At 50.5% G+C, this 23633-nt stretch carries 19 protein-coding genes and 1 pseudogene; 8 read left to right on the top strand and 12 right to left on the bottom strand.

The window, feature by feature from the left end; genetic code table 11:
- Positions 1-195: 195 nt before the first annotated feature.
- Positions 196-474, top strand: coding sequence for a hypothetical protein (locus ACFO4L_RS05170; RefSeq protein ID WP_377908635.1), 279 nt, complete (start codon positions 196-198; stop codon positions 472-474).
- 596 nt (positions 475-1070) lie between these two features.
- On the opposite strand, the gene ACFO4L_RS05165 is transcribed toward ACFO4L_RS05170, so the two are convergent.
- Together ACFO4L_RS05165 and ACFO4L_RS05160 are read right to left on the bottom strand one after the other, a co-directional pair.
- Complete coding sequence (locus ACFO4L_RS05165) at positions 1071-2195, bottom strand: S8 family peptidase (RefSeq protein WP_377908634.1); 1125 nt, start codon at positions 2193-2195, stop codon at positions 1071-1073.
- A gap of 267 nt (positions 2196-2462) precedes the next feature.
- On the bottom strand, positions 2463-3104 hold the full coding sequence (locus ACFO4L_RS05160) for a uracil-DNA glycosylase (RefSeq protein ID WP_377908633.1): 642 nt from the start codon (positions 3102-3104) through the stop codon (positions 2463-2465).
- Between the two features lie 302 nt (positions 3105-3406).
- Here ACFO4L_RS05160 and ACFO4L_RS05155 point away from each other — a divergent pair, with 302 nt between their 5' ends.
- Positions 3407-6547, top strand: coding sequence for a M14 family metallopeptidase (locus tag ACFO4L_RS05155; RefSeq protein WP_377908632.1), 3141 nt, complete (start codon positions 3407-3409; stop codon positions 6545-6547).
- Between the two features lie 60 nt (positions 6548-6607).
- Here the strand turns inward: ACFO4L_RS05155 and ACFO4L_RS05150 are convergent, their stop codons facing one another.
- Entirely contained in the window at positions 6608-8206 is a 1599-nt protein-coding gene (locus tag ACFO4L_RS05150; protein ID WP_377908631.1) for an aspartate:alanine exchanger family transporter, read from the bottom strand.
- 177 nt (positions 8207-8383) lie between these two features.
- Here ACFO4L_RS05150 and ACFO4L_RS05145 point away from each other — a divergent pair, with 177 nt between their 5' ends.
- On the top strand, positions 8384-8941 hold the full coding sequence (locus ACFO4L_RS05145; protein WP_377908630.1) for a hypothetical protein: 558 nt from the start codon (positions 8384-8386) through the stop codon (positions 8939-8941).
- Positions 8942-9180: 239 nt separating this feature from the next.
- Positions 9181-11163, top strand: a complete 1983-nt coding sequence (locus ACFO4L_RS05140) for a copper-translocating P-type ATPase (protein ID WP_377908629.1) — start codon at positions 9181-9183, stop codon at positions 11161-11163.
- Positions 11164-11287: 124 nt separating this feature from the next.
- Here the strand turns inward: ACFO4L_RS05140 and ACFO4L_RS05135 are convergent, their stop codons facing one another.
- The 3 genes from ACFO4L_RS05135 to ACFO4L_RS05125 all read right to left on the bottom strand — a co-directional run bounded on the left by ACFO4L_RS05135 (position 11288) and on the right by ACFO4L_RS05125 (position 13804).
- On the bottom strand, positions 11288-11482 hold the full coding sequence (locus ACFO4L_RS05135) for a hypothetical protein (protein ID WP_377908628.1): 195 nt from the start codon (positions 11480-11482) through the stop codon (positions 11288-11290).
- A 78-nt stretch (positions 11483-11560) separates the two neighbouring features.
- Entirely contained in the window at positions 11561-12235 is a 675-nt protein-coding gene (gene tenA, locus ACFO4L_RS05130; protein WP_377908627.1) for a thiaminase II, read from the bottom strand.
- Between the two features lie 360 nt (positions 12236-12595).
- Complete coding sequence (locus ACFO4L_RS05125) at positions 12596-13804, bottom strand: endo-1,4-beta-xylanase (protein WP_377908626.1); 1209 nt, start codon at positions 13802-13804, stop codon at positions 12596-12598.
- A gap of 282 nt (positions 13805-14086) precedes the next feature.
- Here ACFO4L_RS05125 and ACFO4L_RS05120 point away from each other — a divergent pair, with 282 nt between their 5' ends.
- Positions 14087-14356 (top strand): hypothetical protein, encoded by a 270-nt coding sequence (locus tag ACFO4L_RS05120; protein WP_377908624.1) that lies wholly within the window; start codon positions 14087-14089, stop codon positions 14354-14356.
- A 363-nt stretch (positions 14357-14719) separates the two neighbouring features.
- Here the strand turns inward: ACFO4L_RS05120 and ACFO4L_RS05115 are convergent, their stop codons facing one another.
- Positions 14720-15481, bottom strand: a complete 762-nt coding sequence (locus ACFO4L_RS05115) for a MerR family transcriptional regulator (protein WP_377908623.1) — start codon at positions 15479-15481, stop codon at positions 14720-14722.
- Positions 15482-15611: 130 nt separating this feature from the next.
- Between ACFO4L_RS05115 and ACFO4L_RS05110 the strand changes: the two genes are divergently transcribed.
- Together ACFO4L_RS05110 and ACFO4L_RS05105 are read left to right on the top strand one after the other, a co-directional pair.
- Positions 15612-16328 (top strand): helix-turn-helix transcriptional regulator, encoded by a 717-nt coding sequence (locus ACFO4L_RS05110; RefSeq protein WP_377908622.1) that lies wholly within the window; start codon positions 15612-15614, stop codon positions 16326-16328.
- A 56-nt stretch (positions 16329-16384) separates the two neighbouring features.
- Positions 16385-17311, top strand: a complete 927-nt coding sequence (locus tag ACFO4L_RS05105; protein WP_377908621.1) for a DMT family transporter — start codon at positions 16385-16387, stop codon at positions 17309-17311.
- Here the strand turns inward: ACFO4L_RS05105 and ACFO4L_RS05100 are convergent.
- Positions 17279-18160, bottom strand: a complete 882-nt coding sequence (locus tag ACFO4L_RS05100) for a DUF5996 family protein (RefSeq protein WP_377908620.1) — start codon at positions 18158-18160, stop codon at positions 17279-17281. The two genes, ACFO4L_RS05105 and ACFO4L_RS05100, sit on opposite strands and share 33 nt — an antisense overlap.
- Positions 18161-18284: 124 nt before the next feature.
- Here ACFO4L_RS05100 and ACFO4L_RS05095 point away from each other — a divergent pair, with 124 nt between their 5' ends.
- Positions 18285-18809, top strand: coding sequence for a dihydrofolate reductase family protein (locus tag ACFO4L_RS05095; RefSeq protein ID WP_377908619.1), 525 nt, complete (start codon positions 18285-18287; stop codon positions 18807-18809).
- Between the two features lie 55 nt (positions 18810-18864).
- Here ACFO4L_RS05095 and ACFO4L_RS05090 read toward each other — a convergent pair whose 3' ends face one another.
- From ACFO4L_RS05090 to ACFO4L_RS05075, 4 genes and pseudogenes are all read right to left on the bottom strand, one after another.
- Positions 18865-21003: a heavy metal translocating P-type ATPase gene (locus tag ACFO4L_RS05090; protein ID WP_377908618.1), complete on the bottom strand. Its 2139-nt coding sequence runs from the start codon at positions 21001-21003 to the stop codon at positions 18865-18867.
- Entirely contained in the window at positions 21000-21365 is a 366-nt protein-coding gene (locus ACFO4L_RS05085; RefSeq protein WP_377908617.1) for an ArsR/SmtB family transcription factor, read from the bottom strand. The genes ACFO4L_RS05090 and ACFO4L_RS05085 overlap by 4 nt, the downstream gene beginning before the upstream one ends.
- A gap of 243 nt (positions 21366-21608) precedes the next feature.
- Positions 21609-22481 (bottom strand): annotated as a pseudogene (locus ACFO4L_RS05080) (DUF6612 family protein).
- Positions 22482-22877: 396 nt separating this feature from the next.
- Entirely contained in the window at positions 22878-23633 is a 756-nt protein-coding gene (locus ACFO4L_RS05075) for an alpha/beta hydrolase (protein WP_377908616.1), read from the bottom strand.

Raw genomic sequence — 23633 nt, 5'->3', positions numbered from 1 at the left:
CAGACCCTATTCAGCATCCTCTCCTCCAGCAGAACAAAGAAAAGCTCCCGGATACTGATCCCGGGAGCTTCTCTTTCATCTAAATACAACTAATTACCACACTCAACAAACATTCAATTTACAGAAAAAGGTTTACCAGATTTCTGCCTCCATTATATGCTAGGACGTAGAATCCCTGATAGAAGGAGATGGACGATGAACATCACATTCCCACGCTGGTTCTGGTGCAGCCTGACAGGATTTCTGGCAGTGCAGATGCTTTTATTTCCTCTTGCAGCAGTAAGCCCTCTTGACGCGAGAAGCACTGTGCTGCTGCTATTGTTTACGATTACGATCGTTTATCCAGCATTCTTTTTAACTACGATCATACTGTTATTGAAAAAGCAGAGCCCGTATGAAGGAAGAACGGTCTTTGCCTGCCTGTTCTTGCTACTTCCGCTGCTTATATGTGTTCCGTTTCTTACCGGACTGTAATCCTTTCAATAAAACAACAATAAGCTCCCGGATGCTTAGGCTGTTGACAAAATCAATTTACTTACACGTTTATTCGTTTGGTTGTATTTCCTCTCTGCTTACCGAGCCTGCAGTGGTCATGCCGTTCAAGATCGAACGGCATGGAATCTTCAAACTGCGCTGAGTTCACTGGCGTCCATGCCGAATACCTCGGTGCAACGGAGCTGCTTAATGGAGAAAGACGTCACGATAAGTATATGCGACTGCTCTTTTGCTCTCATAATGAATACGTTGAAGTACTGGCACCCCCTACTCGTTATAGAAATATCGCGTAAAAAATGGACTTATCCATATTGACCAAACTCGTTCCCACCGTAACAAAGTGTTTCAACCGGACTGCCAGCTGCCAAATCGGAGGACCTCGACTCCAGGAGGATCAGAACGAGGCGAAGATCCACCGATTCCGACGCTAGAAGGAAGCGGTTAGCTGAGCCCGTTCCCTCCGGAAAGCGAGTGTCCAAAGAGACGGGCCGATGCATGGTGATTCACCAATAAATGCGTTGTCGAAAATCAAAAGCTCCCGGATGCTTAAACATTCCGGGAGCTTTTCTTTTATTCTAATAAACAAATGCGCGGTAGGCGCCGACAAGTCCGTTTCCAAAGTGGTTGGAGTTGCCGAGCGGCTGTGCAGAGTTATTCAGCACGCTTCGTACTTGCTGAGCCGAATAGTTTGGACGGTAGTGCATCAGAAGGGCTGCAACGCCGGCTACGTGCGGAGCTGCCATCGACGTTCCGTTGAGGCTGCGGTAGCCGTTGTTTGGATACGTGCTCTGAATGCTGACGCCAGGTGCTGCGATTTCAACAGCCGGACCTGTGCTGGAGAAAGACGCACGGTTATTGTTTGCATCAACAGCGCCGACCGCCATGACAGAATCATATTTAGCCGGGTAACCGACAGAGTCGCCTGTGCCGGATGCATTGCCGCTGTTACCTGCCGCAGCGATGAGCAGCAGTCCCTGATTGTAGGCATAGTCCGAGTATGCGCGCAGAATAGAGGAATCTGTCGGACCGCCGAGAGACATATTCACAATGTCCATATTGTTCAAAATGGACCACTCAATGCCTTGCGCGATTCCGGCATTGGAGCCGCTTCCGTTCTGGTCAAGAACTTTGACCGCGTAGAGTCGTGCCTGAGGTGCTACGCCGAGAACACCGACGCTGTTATTCAGTGCTGCCACTGTACCAGCTACGTGCGTGCCGTGGCCGTCGTTATCAATGTAAGGATTGCTGTCGGGCCAGCTTGAGAATACGGAATGACCGCCGTACACGTTCAAATCCTGATGGTTTGCATCAATACCAGTATCGAGGATCGCCACGCGAACTCCCTGTCCAAAATAGCCAAAACGGTGTACGTCCGGAGCTTGTACTTGGGATACGCCATAAGGAACGGTCTGCATTGCCTGCACTTCTGCATCTTCTTCTACATATTCTACATGCGGATGGTTAGACAATCCTTTTGCCTGACCTTCTGTTAAGGAAAGCTGATAAACCGGCAGCAGCTCGAATTCGTGGAGAACATCTTCATCCTCTACGCCGAATGCGTTCAGCAGTCCTTTTTCAGCATTGCCGGAAAACATGACCAGATAGTCTTCTTTGTCCTGCTCCCCTGCTGATACAGCGGAAGCAAACAGTCCCCCCGTGATCATCATTAAAGCAGCAAACAACCAGATAAAACGCTTCATCCAAACACTCCTTATGCAGTTTTTTTCACCGCGGCGGTGAGCGGCCGTCATTTCACATAATTTTCCGAAAAGTCGGCTCCTCTTTATATTATTCGCCACTCGAAAAAAGACAAGCTTGTTTGTAAGTATTTGTAAAGATGACGTATGACGCAGCTAAGAAAGCACCTGCACACATCCAATAAATGGATGTTAAATCTTAGGCTTTAAAGCGGTGCTGCACATCCGCTTCACACCGCAAAAAAAGCCGCAGGCAGCCCTCCTGCGGCTTCACGATGATACTCCGGTTTTCAGAAAATGACGCAGCTTTTCTTGGTCTTCGGCGATTTTCTCCTGCAGGCTGCGGTTGTAAAAGATGGCAGCCGGGTGAAAGGTCGGAAACAGCAGGTAATCGCGATCCGACCAGACAAACGCACCGTCTTGAAGGCGGCGTACCGGCGTTCGGATAAACCGGCCGTGGCAGTCGCCTACTTTATAGTCCGTTCCTGCCAGCCGTCGCAGGCCAATGTTGCCGAGTGTCACAATCACTGGAGCCTGAACGTGGCTGAGCTCATAATCGAGAATCGGTGCATGAGCTGTTATTTCTTTTTGGGTCGGTGGACGATTGTACTTTCGCTCGGTCACCGTTCCGTCTCGGTTGTTCCTCTTCCCCCATCGATACGGCCGGCTGCGGACCGCACTGGTGATATATACTTCTTCACGTGAAAGTCCGAGGCCTTCCAGAAAGGCCATCAGCTCTTTGCCTGCTCGTCCGCTGAACGGAACACCGTTATGAATTTCCGTTTCGCCGGGTGCTTCCCCGACGAGCATCATCGCCGGCTTTACAGGTCCATTTCCATAGACGAAGCCTTCCAGCGGAAAGTCACGGCTGGCAGCAATCACTTCTTCAGCAAGCGATTTCGGTATTCGCATAAGGGCATCCCTCCTGCTCTGAGTATCCCCGCTTTTTGAGAAGTAAAAACAGTCCTGCAGACGTTTTCCTATGGTGACCCAACTTCCCTTTATGATTCGTTTTGCTAACAGGTCTTAGAAGATCATCTGACAGGATACATACTTTCATCCTGGTTCTTACATAGGTCTCAGGTACTTTTCGCCTGTCGAAATATATCTCGTTCTAGGAATTAAAACGTTTTTTTGATTATTCAGTCTAATGACTAACGATATTTGATAAGGTAAAAAGACGTTTTTCAACTGAAAATGGGGAGGAATACATAATGAGGAAAACAGCAGGACTGCTTTCTGTTCTATTGCTTGGCTCTATCTTTTTTGCCCAGCAGGATGAGGCCAGTGCCGATACAGAACTGCAGACGAACATCGATACCGTGTCACTGACCGAAGAGAGAACGGTGGAAGTCAGCGCTGATTTGGGCAGCGACGTTGACCTCGAAAACGTGGAATTTACGTTCGGCGGACGGGCGCTCGAGGAATGGCGTCAGCATACGGGCGGCACGTCTTATAACGGCAGCTCGTTTATCCAGGTGACAGAAGGGCCGTATCTGGATGAGGACGGACTCGTACGTGCTGAAATTGAGTTCGGGCTGCTTTACGGCACAGACAACCTGGCACCCCGTAACATCCGCACGCAGTATCAGCAGTTCATAAACGATTATGAACTGACGATGACCGACACACAGAGCGGCGCTTCCGCGGAAACGACGCTTCGTTACAACGTCTATGATGAGTTCTTGTTCTATGATGAGCTGAAGCCAGCCATTGATGATGTACTGAATCAGGCGTCAGATTCCGGCCGCTACGTACAGTATGAAAAGGTCGGAGAATCTGTAGAAGGCCGTGACATTCACTTTGCGGTTGTAGCGAGAGACGAAGCAGCGGTGGACCGCTATTTCGACGAAACCTTGCCGCAGGCGCTGAACGATCCGGCTGCGCTGAAGGACGCGATCGCATCCGGAGAAGCCGGCGATTACCAGGTTCCAGTCTGGTTCAATAATATTCATCCGGATGAAGTAGAGGGCGTCGATGCGCAGATTGAGCTGTTTCGCGATTTTGCGCTCGAAGAAGACATCACATTTATGAACACGGACGACACGGAAGAGTTCGAAGTGACAATGAATGTCGACGAAGCGCTTGATGACGTCATTATGCTGTATATGTTTACGAGCAACCCGGACGGCCGCGCCTATAACACCCGTGGCAATGCGGAAGGCTTTGACTTAAACCGGGACAACGCCTATCAGACACAGGTGGAAACACAAGCGGTCAATGAGCTCGTTTCCGAGTGGACTCCGCTTTCCTTTATTGATATTCACGGCTATGTTAACGGATTTTTAATTGAGCCGGCGACACCGCCTCACAATCCGAACTTTGAATATGACCTTTTAATCGACAACATGCTGGAGCAGGCGCATGCACTTGGGCGCGGCGGAATCAGCAATTCCAATCTCGACTCGTACTTCATCCCGAAGCTGGACTGGGAGGATGGCTGGGATGATATGACGCCTTCCTACACGGCGATGTACGGGATGCTGCACGGTGCCTACAGCCATACGGTAGAAGCGCCGACGCTGAGCCAGGATTCCTACCGGGCGATGGTCGGAAGCAGCCTTGGCGCTATCGATTACGTGCTGGAGAATAAGGATGAGCTCTATACCGATCAGCTCTCTATCTTTGAGCGCGGAGTGAACAATGAAGATGACCGCTCCGTTGATGAACATTTCGTAAACGCCGCCGGTGAATCGATCGGACGTGTACGTGATGGAAACGACAACTTTTTCCCGGATTACTACGTCATTCCGGCAGATGAAAGTGCCCAGAAAAATGTACTGGAAGCTTACAACATGGCCGACTACTTGATCCGTAACAGCATTGAGGTGGAACAGCTTACAGCGGATACCGAGATTGATGGCGTGACGTATCCGGAAGGCTCGTTTGTCGTACCGATGAATCAGGCAAAGCGCGGCCTTGCCAACGCCATGCTCTATGAAGGCGACAACGTATCGGACTGGAATGCGATGTACGATCCGATTGTGATTAACTTCCCGGCACTGCGCGGCTTTGATATGACGGAAGTCCGTGATGAAGGGGCACTGGACGGCCTGACGGAACAAGTGGAAGAAGTAGCCGTACCAAACGGAAGCATCACCGGCAACCCGCCTCGTCAGATCCTGCACAACAATACGAATGACGCGGTGCGCATCGTGAACGAACTGCTTGCAGACGGAAAAACAGTTGAAATGTTTACAGACTCCCGCGGCAATGCTTCTGAAGGAGATTACCTTGTTGAAACAGCGGATCTGCGGGAATTTGCAGATGAGTATTATTTCAACACAGAACCTTACGGAAACGGCCGCAACGCTGGCATGATCGAGCTTTCCCAGCAGCAGGTCGCGGCAACGGGCTCCGATCAGCTTGACTTCTCGCTCCGCCAGCTTGGCTTTGAGCTGACGGATGCCGATAATGCAGATGTCATTGTAAGTGATTCCGGCAGCTTCGATCCGGAACTTGCCGCCGGGAAATCCTTTATCGGAATTGGTGTAAACGCCCTGAACTCCGTCCGCAGCAACGCAGGACTCCCTGGCTTCAACTTTGACTTCACGCAGGCCAACCATGAAGGCTTGTTTGAGGCAGAGCTTGCGGATCACCCGGTCAACGCAGGATATGAATCAGAAGAGCTGATGTACACGACGACAGGTAGCTGGATTACAGATGTGCCGGAGGAAGCGGACGTGCTTGCTACCTTCGCTGACTCAGATGACTTCTATCAGGCAGGATGGTGGCCGGGGAACGACCGTGCACAGGGACAATATATGTCCTTCACTGCTGAAACGGATGACACATCCTTTACCCTGTTTGCCAATTCACTTGCTTTCCGCGCTCATACGGAGCATAGCTACCGCATGCTTGCGAACAGCATTTATCAGTCAGGTACAACGGAATCCGAGCGAACGCATCCAGGACGCGGACAATCGGCTCAGGTTGAGGTGGAAGGAGCAGACGCAGCGATTCAGTCCAACAAACCTCAAGGCAATGTATCTGCTCAGGCGCTTGAACGGGCCGCTGAAGGATCTGCGGTTTCCAGACTAGCCGCAGAAACACGTCTCGGTTCAGAAGGGGCTTCTGTCACATTTGATACAGCCGGCGTTCAGGCGCTTGCAGATGCAAACCCGGATGCCGTGCTGGACGTGACTGCAGAAGGCGTGTCCCACGCTGTATCAGTTCAGGAGCTGCCGCTTGAAGAGTTGGACAGTGCCGGCACGATTACGATTGACCTGACGGTGGAAACAGAAACCATCAGCCAGCGTGAAGAAGAGGACCGAATCGAAACCGTTACGACGGTTACCGTCTCAGCCGACGACGAGGATATCCTTTCCTACCCGGTTCTTTCCACAGACGAATAAAGAATGAAAAGCGCCTTCCATTGCGGGAGGCGCTCTTTATTTGCGGGAGACATATGCAATTTATAAAAACAACGGCAGCAGCTGGGACGTCAGCGTGACGAAAACGAGCGCAAACGGATAGGCTGCCGCGTAGGCGACCGCGGCATCATCGGTTGAGACAAGTTTATTCAGCACGCCAAGACCGGGAGTGCTCGTCATGCCGCCGCACAAGGTGCCGAGGGCATGCACGGAACTCATTCGGAAAAGCTGCCAAGCTGCGAAAAAGCCGAGCAGCATTGGAACGAGCGTGATCAGGGCGCCTGCCGCTATAACGATGGGCCCTTGATCTGCAACGGTTGCGACGAGTCCTTCTCCTGCTGTTGTTCCTGCTCCTGCAAGAAACAGAACGAGTCCTAAATCCCGGATAACCTGATTAGACGGCTGAAAGAAGCGGGCTCTTATCGGCCCGAGGCGTCCAAAATGCCCGATGATAAGCGCAATGAGAAGCGGACCGCCGGCTGCTCCGAACGACACGGACTGATCTCCCGGAAGCGGCAGTTCGATCATGCCTGCCAGCACGCCTAACAACAAAATTAAGCTGAGCGAAAGCAGGTGCACGTTTGTGACCGGCAGCTTCCGCCTGCTGAAAAGTTTTTCTACTTCTTCCACGCGGTCCTCACTGCTGACAACCGTCAGCACGTCCCCTGCTTCCAACCGCCAGCCCGGATGCTGATTGAATTCAAAGCCGCCCCGTTCCACGCGGGTAACGGTCACGCCGTAGCGGCTGCGAAGACCGAGCTCACGCAGGCTTTTGCCGATTAAATCTTCCGCTCCGACCGTCACTTTTCTCAGCTCAACCCGGTCGGCACTGATAAAGGAATCATCGCTTTCTTTTCCGAGTTCATCCCTTACCTGCTCCAAATCTTCCTTCAGACCAACCGTCACGAGCCTGTCTCCCTTCATAATCACCGTGTCGCTCAGACTGATAATGTTCCGGGTGCCGCGGATGACCCGGCTGACAACGGCCGACGTACCGCGCCCTGCTTTTAATTCCTTCAGCGTTCTGCGGTGCGCCGCATCACTCGTCACCTCAATCATCATCACTTCCGGTGACTGTCTGCTCCGTTTTGGGCCAGACTTTTGCTCCAGCTCCTGCATCAAATTGATGCGAAACAGCTTCGGAAACAGCTGCACGAACAGGACAACCGCCAGCACCCCTACCGGGTACGCAATCCCGTAGCCGACCGAAGCTGCCCCATCACCCGTGGCGTCGATCGCTGCAGCAAGTCCCGGCGTACTCGTGAGCGCTCCGCTCATCATGCCGACAGCCAGCGCTTCCGGCAGATCAAACAGCGCCGCTACCGCAATCGTTACAGTGGCCGCAACTACGATAATCAGCATCCCGATCAGTCCGTACTGCATCCCGGATGTTCGCATCATACGGAAAAAGCGAGGGCCTGCCTCCAGTCCGACCGCTGCGATAAACAACGTCAGCCCAAGGTTTTGGACGGTTTCCGATACTTGATAGCCATAGTGACCGAAAAACATTGCCGTAAAGAGAACGGCGCTCAGTCCCAGGCTGATTCCTTTTATATGTGCTTTCCCGAGCACAGAGCCGATAAATAAGATCGTAAACAGAAGAACGAGCGGTTCTTCCAGCAAATGTTGAATGACTGTCATAAGCGCATCCTCCCACTCCCGTTTGTCAGTGCTGTACCCGTTCGCACCATCTTTCAAGCGGTAGGATCGTACTGGAACTTAACTTGAATTTTTAGAATATTATTGCTAATTTAGGTCGATTATGCCATAATGAACCTTGTACTATGGTACATATTTCTAAACAAGGAGGATGAATGTGTGATGAAGAAATGGTTCGTAACGTTCACCAGCGCTGCTCTCATCGGTTTTGGAGGTATGTCTGCGGCTCACGCCGATCACGAAGAAGGTACAGTAAACTGCGGGGATTTTGAAACAGGTCAAGAGGTCTGGGAGTTCTGGGAGTCGCATGACTACAGCTCTGAGAATGACCCGGAAGGCCTTGACGGCGACAGTGACGGCGTTCCATGTGAAAGCCTGACGCTTGATGCCGGCCTCGAACAAACATTTCTTGACCATGACGCCGCTATGACAGGCGAGAATGGTGAAAATGGAAATGGCGAAGGCGAAGAAACTGAAGAAACGAACAACAACGGCAACAATGAAGAAGCCGAAGAAAACCATAACAATGACAACAACAACAACGACCACAACGACGCGGATAACAACGCAAACCATAATGACAACAATCACGACGATGAAGGAAACGAAATGCCTGCAACGGCTACTTCCTACCCAACCATCGCGCTGATGGCGCTGCTTGCAGCAGGTGCCGGCGGCATGATGCTCATGAGACGCCGCACGACAGCCACTGAATAAAAAAATGAACCGCCTTCCGGATTTTTCAGGAAGGCGGTTTTTTACTGGTTACAGATTAAACACGATCGCTCTCATTCCGATTTTACTGTTAACAAGGATCGAAACTCCTTATATGAGTCAGCGAATTACTTTATTCTTATTTTTATTTTCCATAAAACGATCAACACTAAACTTTCTGAATATACACACTTTCCTCACATTTTCATCTTATTATGGAACGAAAAGAGGGAGGGATCCAGATGGAGCATCATCAGGAACACGAGCATAACCACCAGCCAGCAAATCACGCAAATCATCTGAACGATTTTAAACATCGATTTTATGTCTCAGCTGCAGTTATGGTACCAATCCTTGCCCTTTCTCCAATGATTCAGGAGTTTTTAGGGCAAAACTGGCGCTTCCCGTTTGATATGTATATTCTTTTTCTTCTATCTAGTTTTGTGTACTTCTACGGGGGCTGGCCGTTCTTAAAAGGAATAGTAAGTGAAATGCGTGATCGGAATCCAGGAATGATGACGCTGATTTCCCTGGCCATTTCTGTCGCCTATTTTTACAGCACAGCCGTTGTATTTGGCGTTCCGGGACATGAAATGTACTGGGAACTCTCTACCTTAATCGTAATCATGCTGCTTGGCCATTGGATTGAAATGAAATCGATTGCCGGCGCCTCCAGCGATTTAGAGGAACTCGTCCGTTTCATGCCTTCCAGCGCCCATTTATTACAAGAAGACGGGACAACCGTCGAAGTGAAAGCTTCTACTCTCACTCCGGGTCAGCGTGTCCTTGTAAAACCTGGAGAAAAAGTTCCGGTAGATGGAACCGTTGCACAAGGCAGATCTGACGTGGATGAATCAGCAGTCACTGGTGAATCGGTTCCTGTTTACAAAGAGGCTGGGGATTCTTTAATCGGAGGCTCGATTAACAGTGAAGGTGCGTTAACTGTGGTCGTTGAAAAAACCGGCCAGGAAAGCTATTTGTCCCAGGTAATTAAATTAGTCCAGGAAGCACAGGAATCGAAGTCCCGGACACAGGATCTGGCAAACAGAGCGGCTAAATTTCTTTTTTATGTCGCCGTTATCGCCGGAGTACTAACCTTGTCTGGATGGCTTGCTGCCGGGTTTTCGACTAACTTTGCGATAGAACGAATGGTAACCGTTATGGTTATTGCATGTCCGCACGCATTGGGACTTGCTGCCCCGCTTGTAACGGCGGTTTCTACCTCCCTCTCTGCTAAAAAAGGACTTTTGATTCGCAATCGGACCAGCTTTGAAGAAGCAAGATATCTGAATGCCGTGCTATTTGATAAAACCGGCACGTTAACAAAAGGTGAATTTGGAATTACGGATGTCATAGAAGAACATGCGGACAGAAAAACTATTTTGTATTACGCAGCCTCACTGGAATCCTCCTCTGCTCATCCAATTGCCCAGGGAATTGTGCGTTCTGCGGAGGAAGAAGGAATCAATTACTCCCCTCCTGCAGAGTTCGATTCATTAACGGGAAAAGGATTGAGCGGCCGGATTCAAGATAAACAAGTTCTTGCAGTCAGCCCCGGTTATATGCGTGAAAATAAGGTCTCTTTCCATGAGGCTACTTTTCAGCAATTATCCTCTGAAGGGAAAACGGTCATTTTTCTCATTGTTGATGATGTGTTATACGGGATGATCGCACTTGCTGATCAAGTGCGCGAGGATTCCAAAGAAGCAGTCCGGATCTTGCATCAAATGGGAATCGAAGCCATGATGGTTACAGGCGATAATCGAACCGTCGCTCAATGGGTCGGCAAGGAACTTGGACTAGATCAGATCTATGCAGAAGTTCTCCCTCATGAGAAAGCAGAAATTGTGGAACAAGTTCAAAGAGCTGGTAAGAAAACCGCGATGACAGGCGACGGGGTGAACGATGCTCCTGCGCTAGCCGTTGCTGATTTAGGTATCGCCATTGGAGCAGGCACAGATGTCGCGGTTGAATCAGCAGATGTGGTACTTGTCCGCAGCAACCCTTTAGACGTTGCAGCGCTGATCAGACTCTCCCGCTCTACTTACCGAAAAATGATTCAGAATCTTTGGTGGGCAGCCGGATATAATATCATCGCCCTGCCTCTCGCTGCCGGCATACTTTATCAAGCAGGTATATTGTTAACTCCAGCGGTGGGGGCTGTGTTAATGTCAGTCAGCACTATAATCGTTGCAATTAATGCCAAACTGTTAAAATCCGAATAATTGATCTCTGTGCACCTCTACTATAAAGAAACCGGCGGTTGAATAAGTTCAACAAGCCGGTCTTTTTCATCTGCTTTTGACTACGATCAATCCCGCGGCTAGCAGTATGTATGTTGTACTCCTTTTACGAATGTCTCGTCTGTTCCCGGACGTCGAGGGCAATTTTCAACATGTACAGCAGAATGAGCAGCTTCGTCACTTCCACGATGCCGTTAAAAAAGCCCGGACTGTAAAACAGCAGCGCCGTGTGAGGGATAATGACGTTGATCATTACCGCCATTAAAAGCAGCACGATAAATGCAATGAGAACACGGTGCATCAAATTCCTCCTTTCAGAAGACATCATACACGCGCGCCCCATTGACTGTCCATCTCACGCCGGATAACCATTCGTTCGTCAGGCTTTCATCGGCCACATCGTCTGATGATACGCCATATCCCAGAACATATACTCAAACCGGGTCGTGTTCAGAAAGATCGTTTCCAGCTTCTGAAGTTCGGCTTCGGAGCTGTCCGCTGTTAACTCGTCCAAAAGATCGATACACCACTGTGCGGTTTGTGCAAACTCCTCTGAGCTGTACATACGGATCCATTCTCCATAGAGCGGATGATCGGCAGCGCCTGGTATAACCGCCAGTTCGCGCCCTATTTCCCAATAGCTCCACGCGCACGGAAGCAGGGCGGCGACAAGATCACTAAGCGAGCCGTTTTGACCGACGTGCAGCATATAGTGCGTATAGGCGAGCGTCGTCGGTGAAGGCGATGCTTCCTCCAACTCCTGCTCGGTGATGCCGAACTTCTTGGCGTATTCGCGGTGCAGTTCCATTTCATCATTCATCGTGACATCGAGCAGCTTTGCAAATCGTCCCATCGTCTCCACGTTCGTTGCCTTGGACGCCCCAATCGCGAACAGCTTGGCATACTCAATTAAGTACAGATAGTCCTGTACCATGAAAAAGCGGAATTTCTCTGGATCGAGCGTCCCTTCTCCCATCTCTGTCACGAACGGATGCTGGTGGTTTTCCCGCCAAATCGGCTGCAGCTTTTCGTGTAATCTTTCACTGAATCTCATGTCAACCACTCTCCTTATTCGTTTATCACCAGCTGCCGAGAGCTTTATGAACCTGATCCGGTGCACAAAAAAACTTCTTCCCAACAGGAAAGAAGCGCGTTTCAGCATATGAAAAGAGAAGAATGAACTCTCTCTATACGCCGCGTCTTCCCTCCGCTAGTACGAACTAGATCAGGTAATTAAGGGTCGAGACCTCGTCTCTCTCAGCCGGCGTTCAGCTCCCCCAGAGCGGTGCGTTACGTATTTCCTTCTTTTTACCATAGCGGATGCTCATTTGCAACTGGTCCGATCTACAAAAAAACAGCCCTCCGGCTGCCTCAAAAGGGGGGGGGGTGAAGCAGCCTGGAGAGAGCTGGTTGTTTACCGTTCGTCCATCATGCGCCAGAAGGCGGGTTTAACGCGGTAGTTTTCATCAAATACGAATGGAGCGTCGACGCCGGTGCCGCTGTACTGCTCGGCACGATCATCGAGCCATGTGTGGTTATCGGCGATGCCCCAGAATGTCACGCTGCTGATGTCAGCGTCGAGCTCTTCATAGAGGGAGAATATTTCTCCGAAGCGTTCAGCCTGCTCGTCGTAAAGGCTGTCCGGAATCTCGTCATACGTTGCATAGGCGTTATCCGGCGGCCATCCGTACAGGCTGACGTCGAGCTCTGTCACCTGATTGTCGAGCCCCAGTTCCGTAAAGAGCTCGAAGGAGTCCCTGGTATCTTCAATCGAAGGCCAGCCAATTTGAATATGTGCCTGGTGACCGATGCCGTCCACCGGCACATCGTCCTCCAGCAGATCCGTAACCAGATCATACAGGTCGTCCCGCTTGGAAGGAACTTCTGTGTTGTAGTCATTTAAGTAAAGCATCGCATCATCTCCAGCATGCTCACGCGCTGATTCAAATGCTGTTTTGATGTAGTCCGTGCCGGTAATCTGATACCAGGCGGTTTCACGCAGACCGCCGCCGTCATCAATTGCTTCATTTACGACATCCCAGGCGGTGACAACATCTTTATAGCGATCTACTACGGTTTCAATATGTGTGTCGAGACGCTCCAGCAGCAGCTCTTTGTTTGCTGCCCGCTTCGCCTCATCGGTTTCATCCACCATCGGGCTGCCGTCTTCATCCAGGAAGAACCAGTCCGGTACCTGATTGTGCCAGACGAGCGTATGGAAGCGGAGCTCCATGTCATGCTTTCTGGCAAAGTCAGCGATCCGGTCTGCACCTTCCCAATCCCAGACGCCCTCCTCCGGCTGAAGGGAAATCGGCTTCATCGCATTTTCAGCAACAATGCTGTTGTAGTGGTGCTTCAGAATCTTCCCCTGCTTGCCGTTCAGCTGCCAAGGTTCCACCGCTGCTCCGATCGGAAAGGAATCACTGAATCTGTCTGCCATTGACTGCACCTGCCAAGCGTGAGGCTGTACGTTACCGTTGCCCATCTCCCCTTCTCCGAAGATTCCGCCTTTCGGTGGTCCCTGCTGTCCTTTTCCCTGTGCCGCAGCTGAACCTGCTGCTGCTCCTGCCAGCAGTGATACCGCCAGACCGGCAGCTGCCGTACGTTTCCAAAATGACTGCATTCCATTTCCTCCCTTTATTCCGTATTTTTGTAGAAAAGAAATACTTTTCTAACTATCCTCTATTATAATAGCGCTTACATTGTTTGTACACTGAATAAACTATCTATTCTGAAAAAAGATTCTATAGCCCTTGTTTTTTTATAGGTATTTCATCGATAGCTGCCGGCTCGCTTCGTGCCTATTTCCGGTTTTTTGGTTTTTCTTTCCGTCCGAAGGGGTAAAGAAACTAAAATATGAAAAAATGTGGTCAAACGCCACATTATCTTACTAGGAGGGATGAACATGGAACAAAAGCTGCAGACGCTGGAAAAAGAAGCAACAAAGCTTCAGGACCGGATCCGGGAATACAAAGTACAGATTTCCGCTGTTATGATGACAAGCAGCGCTCATCGCTCCCGGGATCTCGCCCAGCGCGCCGTAAATGAACTGTCCGATCTCCGGCTTCAGATACGCCAGAACGAGTCACGGCTCAATCAGGTTATCCGCGAAAAGCAGTCTCTCCAGCGGACACTGTTGGATCGCCTTCACCCGTCCGGAATAAAACGTATCTGACTTCCTGCTTACTCCCCAACAGAAATCATACTTACAGCTGTCCAGCGATGTCGCCGCGGGGCAGTTTTTTCGTTGCAGCATTTACTTTTGAGCCTGCAGCCTGGCCCTCCTGCTGCCTCTGATGAAAAGTTATTGCCCGAAGCTTCCAACTTTTCATCCTGAGGCTAAACTTTATCATCCTTCCTCCCAAACTTATTATTCTCAGGCTGAAACTTATGTTTGCTATCATTCTCCGTTCGTCATAGCGAATATTTTATCATTCTTCCCCTTAATCTTTTCATTCTCAACCCTCAACTTATTATCCTCCGGCCGCCGTAATCAATTTCTCCAGCAAAAAAGCCGGCATTTAACCGGCTTTTCCGCTTATTCGGTTCTGTTCTTCTGCTGATTCGTCCAAGCTAAAACGGCATCACGCAAATAAACAGCCGCGCCTGCTGCACAGGCATCATAATAGGCTTGAAACCGCTCATCAGCCGTGTACATGCGCACGATACCAGCATGCGCCTCGGGCGAATAAGTCTCCCAGCTGAACGTCAGCCATTTCCGGTGCAGCATAGCTGCCTGCCTCCCTGCTTCTGAACGCGGATCTCCGTCCGGTGCCTCCCTGGCTAAAATCGCGAACAGCTCCTCTTCTGTTTGCTGCATTTGTTTGTAATCCTCTTCACTCATCTGTCTCCATGCTTCGTTCGCCTGCTCAACTGCCGCTTCCCCATATTTTTCCCGTACTTCATCGCCGTACGTCGCTTCGTTCTCCGCCATTTTCCTTCGTTTAAATCCTTCAAACCGTTCCTCTGCGCGCATAGCATTCCCCTCCAGTTCGTTCCTCATCGTATAGAGTACGTTTTCCAGACGCTCTTTTTCGGCCTCCAGGCGCTTCATGTGATCGGTTAAAGCCTGCCGCTGTTCGGCTTCTGTCTGATCAAGAATACCCCTTATTTCTGCTAAAGGCAGATCCAGCTCGCGGAAAAACAAAATACGCTGCAGCCGCGCCAGATCGGTTTCTTCATACTGACGGTAGCCATTATCTCCCCGCTTCGGAGTCAGAAGCCTTTTCTGTTCATAAAACCGCAGTGCGCGCGGGCTGGCTCCTGAGAGTTTGGCCAGCTGCTGAATTGTCCAGCTCATGTCAGCTCCCTCCCTTCTGCCTTCAGTCTGTGCTATAACGCTGCGTCAAGGTCAACCATGAAACAGTAGCTTCTTTTCGCAGAACGTGGTAATCTTTTTACAAATTAACGGATCAAGGGGAGGTGAGCAGATGCAGGAGCGAATCGTTTGTGAAAAGAGGACATATTCTTCGTGGGTGCAGACGCACGAGCATGCATACGGGCAGCTGCTGTTTCCGCTGGAGGGGTCCCTTCATATTGACATCAACAACCAGGAATCAATTGTGCGTGAGGAATCGTATTTTTATATTCCGCCGCAGTGGAAGCATACGTATTTTTCTCCTTCTTACAACGAATTTCTGGCGTTGGACATCCCGCCCGGCTATCTGCCTCCGAGCTATGATGCAGTCACATATGAATGGCTGGATGAAAAGTGGAAGGCGCTGCGTTTTCTGCTGCTGGAGGAGATCCGGCAGGACAACCGGACGATTACGGAATTGACGAAATATATTTTGGCCCAGCTGCAGACGGCGCCGTCCCCTTCTCTCCAGTACATTCACGAGCATTTCCGTGAAAAAATTCCCGTCGAAAAGCTCGCGCAGCTGGAGCACTACCATCCGAGTCATTACATTGAATGGTTCCGCCGCCGTACCGGCACGACCCCGTACGCCTATATCACCGGCCTTCGAATGGAAGAAGCAAGGCGGCTGCTGACGTGGAGTTCGTATTCAGCAACGACGATTGCGGTTGAGCTAGGTTTTGAAAACCTGTCCTCGTTTTCGCGCTGGTTCACGGCAAACGCGGGCGTTTCCCCGAGACAGTTCAGGCGAAGCCTGACAATAGATAAAGATCACCCGACTAATAGGTAAACGTCCACTCCCTTTTTTTCCTACGATGAACGTATACAGGAAAAGGAGGGAGTTTTATGTTTGTCAAACTGGCACCATTTCTCATTCTGAGCGCGGCCCTGCTGTGGGGAACGACCGGAACCGCTCAGTTTTTAGGACCGGACAACACGTCTCCTCTTTCGATCGGCGCCGTTCGGCTGTTGATCGGCGGATTGTTTCTCATCATAATCGCAGTCGCAGCAGGCGGATTCCGGCTTTCCGGCTGGCACATGCCTTCTGTGTTAACTGCAGCCGTTGCCATGGCTTGCTATCAGCCGTTCTTCTTCTCCGCTGTATCTCTGACCGGTATTGCGGTTGGCTCGGTCATTGCCATTGGCAGCGCCCCGATATTTGCCGGATTCATGGAGTGGAAGTGGCGCAAGCGCCGTCCGACAGCCGTCTGGTGGATTTCCACCGTCCTTTCTGGAAGCGGATGCACGCTGCTTATGATCAATCAGTCCGCAATCACCGTTCACCCTGCCGGCATCTTCACTGCACTCGGGGCCGGCTGCTCCTTTGCACTCTATACGATTGCGAGCGAACGCCTCGTGCACGAACAGCCGCCGCTTGCGTCCGCCGCGGTCGTATTCAGCCTCAGCGGCCTGATACTCGCACCGCTTCTTGTATTTACCGATACAAGCTGGATTCTTTCAGCTGCCGGATCCTTGACGGCTCTTCATTTAGGCATCGCAGCTACCGGCATCGCCTACGCATTATTCGTTACCGGCTTAATGCATATCACGTCATCCAACGCCGTGACACTCTCACTGGCGGAACCGGTGACAGCGGCGCTGCTCGGCATCTTTTTTATCGGTGAACAGCTGCAGGCGCTTTCCTGGGCCGGGCTGTTCCTTGTTACCTTCGGACTTGCTGTTCTCGTCCTGCGTCCGTACTACCCTGCTATCCAGCGGAAGCTGCGCCGACATCAGGCATCAGCGCCGATTTTTCTGGGGCGGCATCGATAGCGGACGGAAAATGTGATCGGTTTTCTCCCAGCCAAGCTCCTCTGCCAGCAGCGTAAAGGAGCTTGTTAAAAAGGTCTGGACGTCGCTGCCTCTGTAAAAGGCTTCACTCAAGGAAGCATCATACCAGGCATCCTCCGGCTCCAGCGTGCCGGATGTCAGCTCCTGAAATAAAAACGGATACGGAAGCACGAAATAGGTTGGCTCGTTCACCTGCTCATCGCCTGTCCAGAACCCGAATTCAACAAACTGCTCATCGAAGGCGCCTTTTTCAATAACTTTGTCTTCAGGGAATGGTTCGTAACGGTCGCTGACGATCAGGCCCGACACATCAAACGTGCCCCAGAAAAGCACCGGCATGACTTTTCTCGTGCGAAGAGGGGCCAAAAACGCAGTCAGTTCCCGCTCTGCGTGCTGAAACAGCCGAAAGCCGGCAACAGCGAGCTCCGGATCATACGTAAACACATCGGTACACGATTCAAACGGGGTGACATACGTCATTTCCTGCGGCTTCGTGAAGATGGACACAGGGCAGCCGAACTGCTCCAGCGCGGCAGCAAGCTGTCGGTAATAGGACTGAATGGTCGTCCCGTCCTCCAGGGGAATGATCGCGCGTTCTCCTTCGCAGGTCACGATGATTTTGTGCTGCAGAACATTGAGTTCAATCGAAAAACAGCTTTCGTTGTGATACAGCCTGCCCGTTGTAAAGCCGCCTGGCGTCAGCGGCAGCGTTACGTGCGCCCACTGCGGCTGCTGCTCTGCCATTTCCAGACGGACTTTCCCGAGAATCTGCGACAGCAGATGCAGCGTCATTTTTGTGTCCTTCCAGTCTTCGTGTTTTAAGTGATGCATGTTAGTACCTCCTCATCGTTTTTCCGTGTCTGTACGCTTCCGCTGTCTGCTGAACTGTTTCGAGATTCGCTGGCAACTTTCCTGCTGAGAACACGTATAATAGAAGGAAAAAGGAGGCGATTTCATGTACGCAGAGGTCCATGTATTTATTGCTGTCAGCCTGGACGGCTATATTGCATCAGAAGAAGATTCACTCGAGTGGCTGTTTCGTCAGGAGCAGGGCGGCGATACGGGATATGAGGCGTTTTACGAAACGATTGGAACGGTAGTGATGGGCCGACGCACCTATGAATGGATCAAGCAGGAGATGACAGAAGGGTTTCCTTACGCTGATAAGCCGTGCTGGGTCCTTTCCAGAACGGTTCAGGACGTCCCGGATGCGGAAGTGTCCCGGCAGTCACCGGCGGATCTTGTGATGGAGCTGAAAAAGTCAGCAGACAAGCCGGTCTGGATCGTTGGCGGCGGTGAGGTGATCCGAGAGCTGCTAGAAGCCGATCTGATTGACCGTTTTCAAATAGCCGTCGCACCCGTACTTATCGGCCGCGGCGTCAGGCTGTTTCCGGAAGGCGATTACGAGCATGATCTGGTATTGGAAGGCACCCGCCAGTTTGATGAATTCGTCGAACTGACGTACCGGCGGAAGCGGTAAAATATCCTTTTGCATTTTTACGGGAACTGAGAGTATTTCCGCGCACATTTGACTGCTAAATGATTTGTTCCTTTACTCCTGCCCCGGGTCCAACCTCCTCTTTCTGCTTCTTGTTATGAAAAATAGCAGCGATCCTTACCCCATTTAAAGTGACAAGAAGGGTCGCCCCTACGTCAGCTGCAACAGCGAGCCAGAGGGGCAGCATACCTGCAACAATCAGCAGTACAGCTGCTGTCTTGATTAATAGCGAGAAGAATATATTCTGGCGGATAATCCTCATTGTCTGCCGGCTTAAATGTATGATATGCGGCAGCTGTCGGAGATCATCCGACATCAATGCTGCATCTGCTGTTTCCAGAGCAGCGTCGGTTCCAGCTCCTCCCATTGCAATACCTATATCAGCCGCTGCCAGAGCTGGCGCATCGTTAACACCATCTCCGGCCATCCCAACTTTATGATACTTATGCTGCAGCTTTTTTATATGCTGCAGCTTTTCTTCCGGAAGCAGCCCAGCCTTCACTTCTATACCTCCAAGCTCAGCAGCCAGCGCCTTAGCAGTACGGGGATGATCGCCTGTCAGCATAATCATCTGCTTTAGTCCTACTTGTTTAAGGTCTGAAAGTATTTCCTTGCTCTCCGCTCTGACTCTATCCTTTAAAGCAAACAAGCCGAGGACACCCGTTTGATCTCCGCATACCAGCACAGTCTTTCCTTCTTCTCTAAATGTTTGAACGAGGTGTTCCATGTCAGCCCTCCATCCAGAAGAAAGCCCGGCTACAAATGCTGGACTGCCGATGAAAAGCTGCCTTCCGTTCACATTACCTGAAAGGCCTTTTCCTGTTTTGGATTGTACCTCGGTCACGGAAGCTTCAATCTTCCCAAATTGCTGTTCTGCATAGTCGACCACAGCTCCAGCCAGTGGATGCTTGGAGAATTGCTCCAAAGCTGCTGCCTCAAGCATCCAGTCCTTTCTTCCAAATGTGATACAGTCAGTCACACAGAGCTTTCCAGTTGTTAACGTCCCCGTTTTATCAAAGGCCAGAGCCTGGATAGATCCAAGCTGCTCCAAATAACGACCTCCTTTTATTAATACCCCGTTCTTCGCGGCCGTCCCAAGTGCTGTGACAACTGCTACGGGGGTAGAAAGTACTAATGCACATGGACAGGCCACCACGAGCAGCGCTAAGGCGCGGTATATCCATTCTTCCCATCCCCCTCCGACTACAACCGGCGGCAGTACAGCAACAGCAGCAGCTAAAACGACAACAGCAGGAGTATAAATAGCAGCAAAGCGATCAATAAACTGCTGGGCAGGTGCTTTTTCTGACTGCGCTTGTTCAACTAGATGAATGATTTTGGCAAGTCTCGAATCCTCCTGCGTTTCAGTGACTGTTAACTCCAGCATCCCCTCTCCATTTAGCGTACCTGCAAGTGCGCAAGCTCCGGGTTTCGCTTCTACCGGCACCGATTCTCCAGTAACGGAAGATTGATTGATGGTTGAAAATCCTGCAGTTATTTTTCCATCGGCAGCTATCGTCGTTCCCGGATAAACGAGCAGCCTGTCTCCGACTTGGACCTCCTCGGCAGGAATTGTTTCTGGATGGCCGTATCGATCTACTACCGCCTCTTTTGGAGCCAGACTGATCAGCGATTTCAATGAATATCTAGCCCGATCCATCGAATAGGACTCTAGCCATTCACTGATCGCGAATAAAAAAACGACGGCGGACGCTTCGGCCCACTCTCCGATTAAGGCAGCTCCTGTTACAGCAATCGTCATCAAGGTTTTCATATCAAACGTGAGCGAAAACAAATTTTTCAGCCCTTGCCAAAGTAGCGACGAACCGCCGATGAGAATTGAACCTGCAAATAGCGGGAGAGCCATATCCCGTTCGCCGATGCCAATTAGAAAAAGCCCGGCTGCCAGCAGCAGGCCTGAACCGATTGTGGTCCATGTGCGCATGATAGACCACCACGCTTTTTTTGTCTGTGCATGACGCCCCTCCGTCAACGTCAACTTTTCAAATGCACCTGCCCGCTCCAGCTCTTTTATAGATACAGGTCCTTCAACACGCAGTTTAGAAGAGGTGAAATACACCTCAGCTTTCGTGACACTAGGAATTTTCTTTACGTTTTTCTCGAATCTAGCAGCACACGAGGCGCAGGTCAGCCCCTCAATCTGGTACGTTTTCACAACTCTCCCTTCCTTTCCTGCTGATGTGCAGCAGCAATCAGGATAAGCTGACGAACATGCTCATCATCTAGCGAGTAATAAACAAGTTTCCCTTCACGGCGCTGCTTTGTTAATCCAAGTCGATGCAGTAATCGAAGGTGATGCGAGGCAGAAGCAGTTGAGGATTCAATAACCGCTGCTGCATCACAAACACAGAGCTCTTCTTCCATCCAAAGAGCGAAAGCAATTTTCAGTCGAGTTTCATCTGCGAGTGCCTTAAAAATAGATGTCATTCCCTTGATTTGTTTTGACTGTATAGCTGATTTAGCTCGTTGGACTTTTTGCTCGTGCACCATATAAACACTGCATTGTTCTCCTTTCATATGACAAGCCCCCATTCCATTCAAATATTCATTTGAATGAAGTATAGCATAAAAATCGATTCATTCAAATATTAGTTTGAATGAATCGATTTATTATCTGTACTATGTCTAATGTGAGATGACCTTTTCTATACCACAAGGGCTCTTTTTTGACTACCATCGCTCCCATACGGCACACTACTCTGATACGATAAAGACCCCCGAACGATGGACTCTCATCCACCATTCGGGGGCCTGCTTGATTTAGGATGTCGTGGTGCCTCTTCTTCCGGTAATGAAAAAGGTCCCTGCTGCTGCAAGTGCGATACCGATGCCCATCCAAAGTGGATAGGAGGTTGCCGTCGCTGGCAGTTCATCGCCGAGCTCGTCTTCTAAAACTTCTTCCAGATCTTCAGCGGCAAGCGCTTCTTCAGGAACGTCGAAATCTTCTACGCCATTGAAGTTATGGAAGGAGATCGTCATCAGCTGTTCGATCGACGCCGTTATGCCGTCGATGTCCATGTCCAGCGATAAGTCGATCAAGGCTTCTGTCACATAATAGGTTTCAGAATCGATATGAAGCTCATAGGAGAAGTCCTCGACCTCCATCATCGCTTCCATCTCTTCAGGCATGCCTTCCATATCCCCGTTCATATCGTCAAACGCCTCTGCAAGATCGTCGAAATCATCGGCATCCCCTGTGTATGTCAGTACATAGTACCCGTCTTCTTCAGAGACATCGAAATCATCTGCCCATGCCTCTGTATCACCGAGCGAATCCTGGGCCATCATGGCATCATCCATGCTGTCATCAAGACGGATCCAGCCGCCTTCCCCATCCTCCTAGAAGAAGCCTTCATCCGTCCAATAGGACAGCAGCGTTTCCTCTTCTCCAAGCTCCGGTATGATGGTAGTCGTTTCCTGACGCAGTTTAAACGGTTCGACGATAATATCCTGCTCGATTATCGACTCTGTCGTAAAGTCTTCCCCATTTTCCGAGATCGTCTGTTCCAGCTCAATCGTGCTGGAATAACTCTCGAGGCTGTCCATCGCGTCGTTGGACTGCGCCAGAATATCTGCTGCGTCCCCATTAGCTGACACGGCTGCCGGCGCTGCAAACAGGACGGCTGCGCTCATGCAAATAACTTCTTTTTTCATCAAATCCCGCCTGTTATGTATTATATCCGCGGCACAACTGGCATCCCTCTTCCATTTCCTCTCATATGGAAATGATAAACTTCTTTTTTCCAAATAAGGAATTAAAAACCCTTTTTCGTATTGACAGCTTAGGCAATGCAGCAGTTTTCTTACTCCTTAAGAATAACAAGACTTGAAAAGCTACTTAACGAGGAGGAAAGCTTACACAACTGAGCGCAAACGTAACACAAGACCGGCTGAAAGAAACACGGCATCGTTCGAGTGTAACTCACGCTGCTCAACAGACCGTTATAACGAATAAAGCAACATAAGGACGAGCAAAAGCAACTCTCTACCTCCCCCCTCTCCACTCAAAAAGAGAGCCTTTGGAATCTCTCATCCTAAAGGCTCTTTCCAGTCCAGCGTATCGAGAAATGCTTCGATGTCCTGAAACAGTGCTTCTTTTTCGCGCCCGACTGTAATTAAATGACCGGAATCTTTGTAAAAGGACAGCTTCTTTTGCGCGGATCCGGCTTCTCGTTCGATAATCGGCGCACTTTCCAAGTATAGCCGCTCATCCCGTTCACCCTGAATCACGTAAAGCGGCGCTGCGATGTCACCGAGCTCTTCTCTCACCCCTGTAATCATTTGCTGCAGCGGCTCCAGAAAAGGCATCGGATGCTGATTCAGCTGCTGCTCTGCTGCTTCTGCCTCTTCCTGAGCGAGTCCGGTAACTCGATTATATTCGTTTGCATAGGAAGTAACGCGGCGACGGAGGCTGTCCATGCTTTTTTCCAAAATCGGTGCACTCATCGAAACGAGTCCTTTCACGTCCAGCTCTGCTCCCGCCCGCAATGTAAACAATCCGCCGAGCGATACACCTGCACAGGCAATTTCTTCATACCCTTCGTCCCGCAGCCAGGCATAGCCTTGGAGAACGTCCTGCCACCAGTCATCGGGGTTAGTATCTATCAGCGTCTCGGCCTGCATACCGTGTCCGCGGTAGATGGGCGCGTGACACGTGTATCCGGCCTTGTGCAGATGCCTTCCGAGCCGGCGCACATCTGCCGGATTGCCGGTAAAACCGTGCAGCAGCAAAACGGCACGCTTTCCTGCCTTCATCGTAAATGCTTTCGGTCTGACAAGCTTCAT

Origin of the sequence: Bacillus daqingensis (assembly GCF_042654445.1) — a bacterium.
Classification (GTDB): Bacteria; Bacillota; Bacilli; order Bacillales; family Salisediminibacteriaceae; genus Alkalicoccus; species Alkalicoccus luteus.
Note: the sequence above shows the minus strand (reverse complement) of the source record. Positions and strands in the feature narration are given on the sequence as shown.

What these genes read in the sequence shown, in the direction of transcription:
- ACFO4L_RS05075 (WP_377908616.1), bottom strand. Translation starts at nt 23,633, where the DNA reads ATGAAGCTTGTCAGACCGAAAGCATTTACGATGAAGGCAGGAAAGCGT.
- ACFO4L_RS05085 (WP_377908617.1), bottom strand. Translation starts at nt 21,365, where the DNA reads ATGAAAGGAGAACAATGCAGTGTTTATATGGTGCACGAGCAAAAAGTC.
- ACFO4L_RS05120 (WP_377908624.1), top strand. Translation starts at nt 14,087, where the DNA reads ATGGAACAAAAGCTGCAGACGCTGGAAAAAGAAGCAACAAAGCTTCAG.
- ACFO4L_RS05135 (WP_377908628.1), bottom strand. Translation starts at nt 11,482, where the DNA reads ATGCACCGTGTTCTCATTGCATTTATCGTGCTGCTTTTAATGGCGGTA.
- tenA (WP_377908627.1), bottom strand. Translation starts at nt 12,235, where the DNA reads ATGAGATTCAGTGAAAGATTACACGAAAAGCTGCAGCCGATTTGGCGG.
- ACFO4L_RS05140 (WP_377908629.1), top strand. Translation starts at nt 9,181, where the DNA reads ATGGAGCATCATCAGGAACACGAGCATAACCACCAGCCAGCAAATCAC.
- ACFO4L_RS05170 (WP_377908635.1), top strand. Translation starts at nt 196, where the DNA reads ATGAACATCACATTCCCACGCTGGTTCTGGTGCAGCCTGACAGGATTT.
- ACFO4L_RS05165 (WP_377908634.1), bottom strand. Translation starts at nt 2,195, where the DNA reads ATGAAGCGTTTTATCTGGTTGTTTGCTGCTTTAATGATGATCACGGGG.
- ACFO4L_RS05115 (WP_377908623.1), bottom strand. Translation starts at nt 15,481, where the DNA reads ATGAGCTGGACAATTCAGCAGCTGGCCAAACTCTCAGGAGCCAGCCCG.
- ACFO4L_RS05160 (WP_377908633.1), bottom strand. Translation starts at nt 3,104, where the DNA reads ATGCGAATACCGAAATCGCTTGCTGAAGAAGTGATTGCTGCCAGCCGT.
- ACFO4L_RS05100 (WP_377908620.1), bottom strand. Translation starts at nt 18,160, where the DNA reads ATGCATCACTTAAAACACGAAGACTGGAAGGACACAAAAATGACGCTG.
- ACFO4L_RS05155 (WP_377908632.1), top strand. Translation starts at nt 3,407, where the DNA reads ATGAGGAAAACAGCAGGACTGCTTTCTGTTCTATTGCTTGGCTCTATC.
- ACFO4L_RS05110 (WP_377908622.1), top strand. Translation starts at nt 15,612, where the DNA reads ATGCAGGAGCGAATCGTTTGTGAAAAGAGGACATATTCTTCGTGGGTG.
- ACFO4L_RS05095 (WP_377908619.1), top strand. Translation starts at nt 18,285, where the DNA reads ATGTACGCAGAGGTCCATGTATTTATTGCTGTCAGCCTGGACGGCTAT.
- ACFO4L_RS05150 (WP_377908631.1), bottom strand. Translation starts at nt 8,206, where the DNA reads ATGACAGTCATTCAACATTTGCTGGAAGAACCGCTCGTTCTTCTGTTT.
- ACFO4L_RS05105 (WP_377908621.1), top strand. Translation starts at nt 16,385, where the DNA reads ATGTTTGTCAAACTGGCACCATTTCTCATTCTGAGCGCGGCCCTGCTG.
- ACFO4L_RS05125 (WP_377908626.1), bottom strand. Translation starts at nt 13,804, where the DNA reads ATGCAGTCATTTTGGAAACGTACGGCAGCTGCCGGTCTGGCGGTATCA.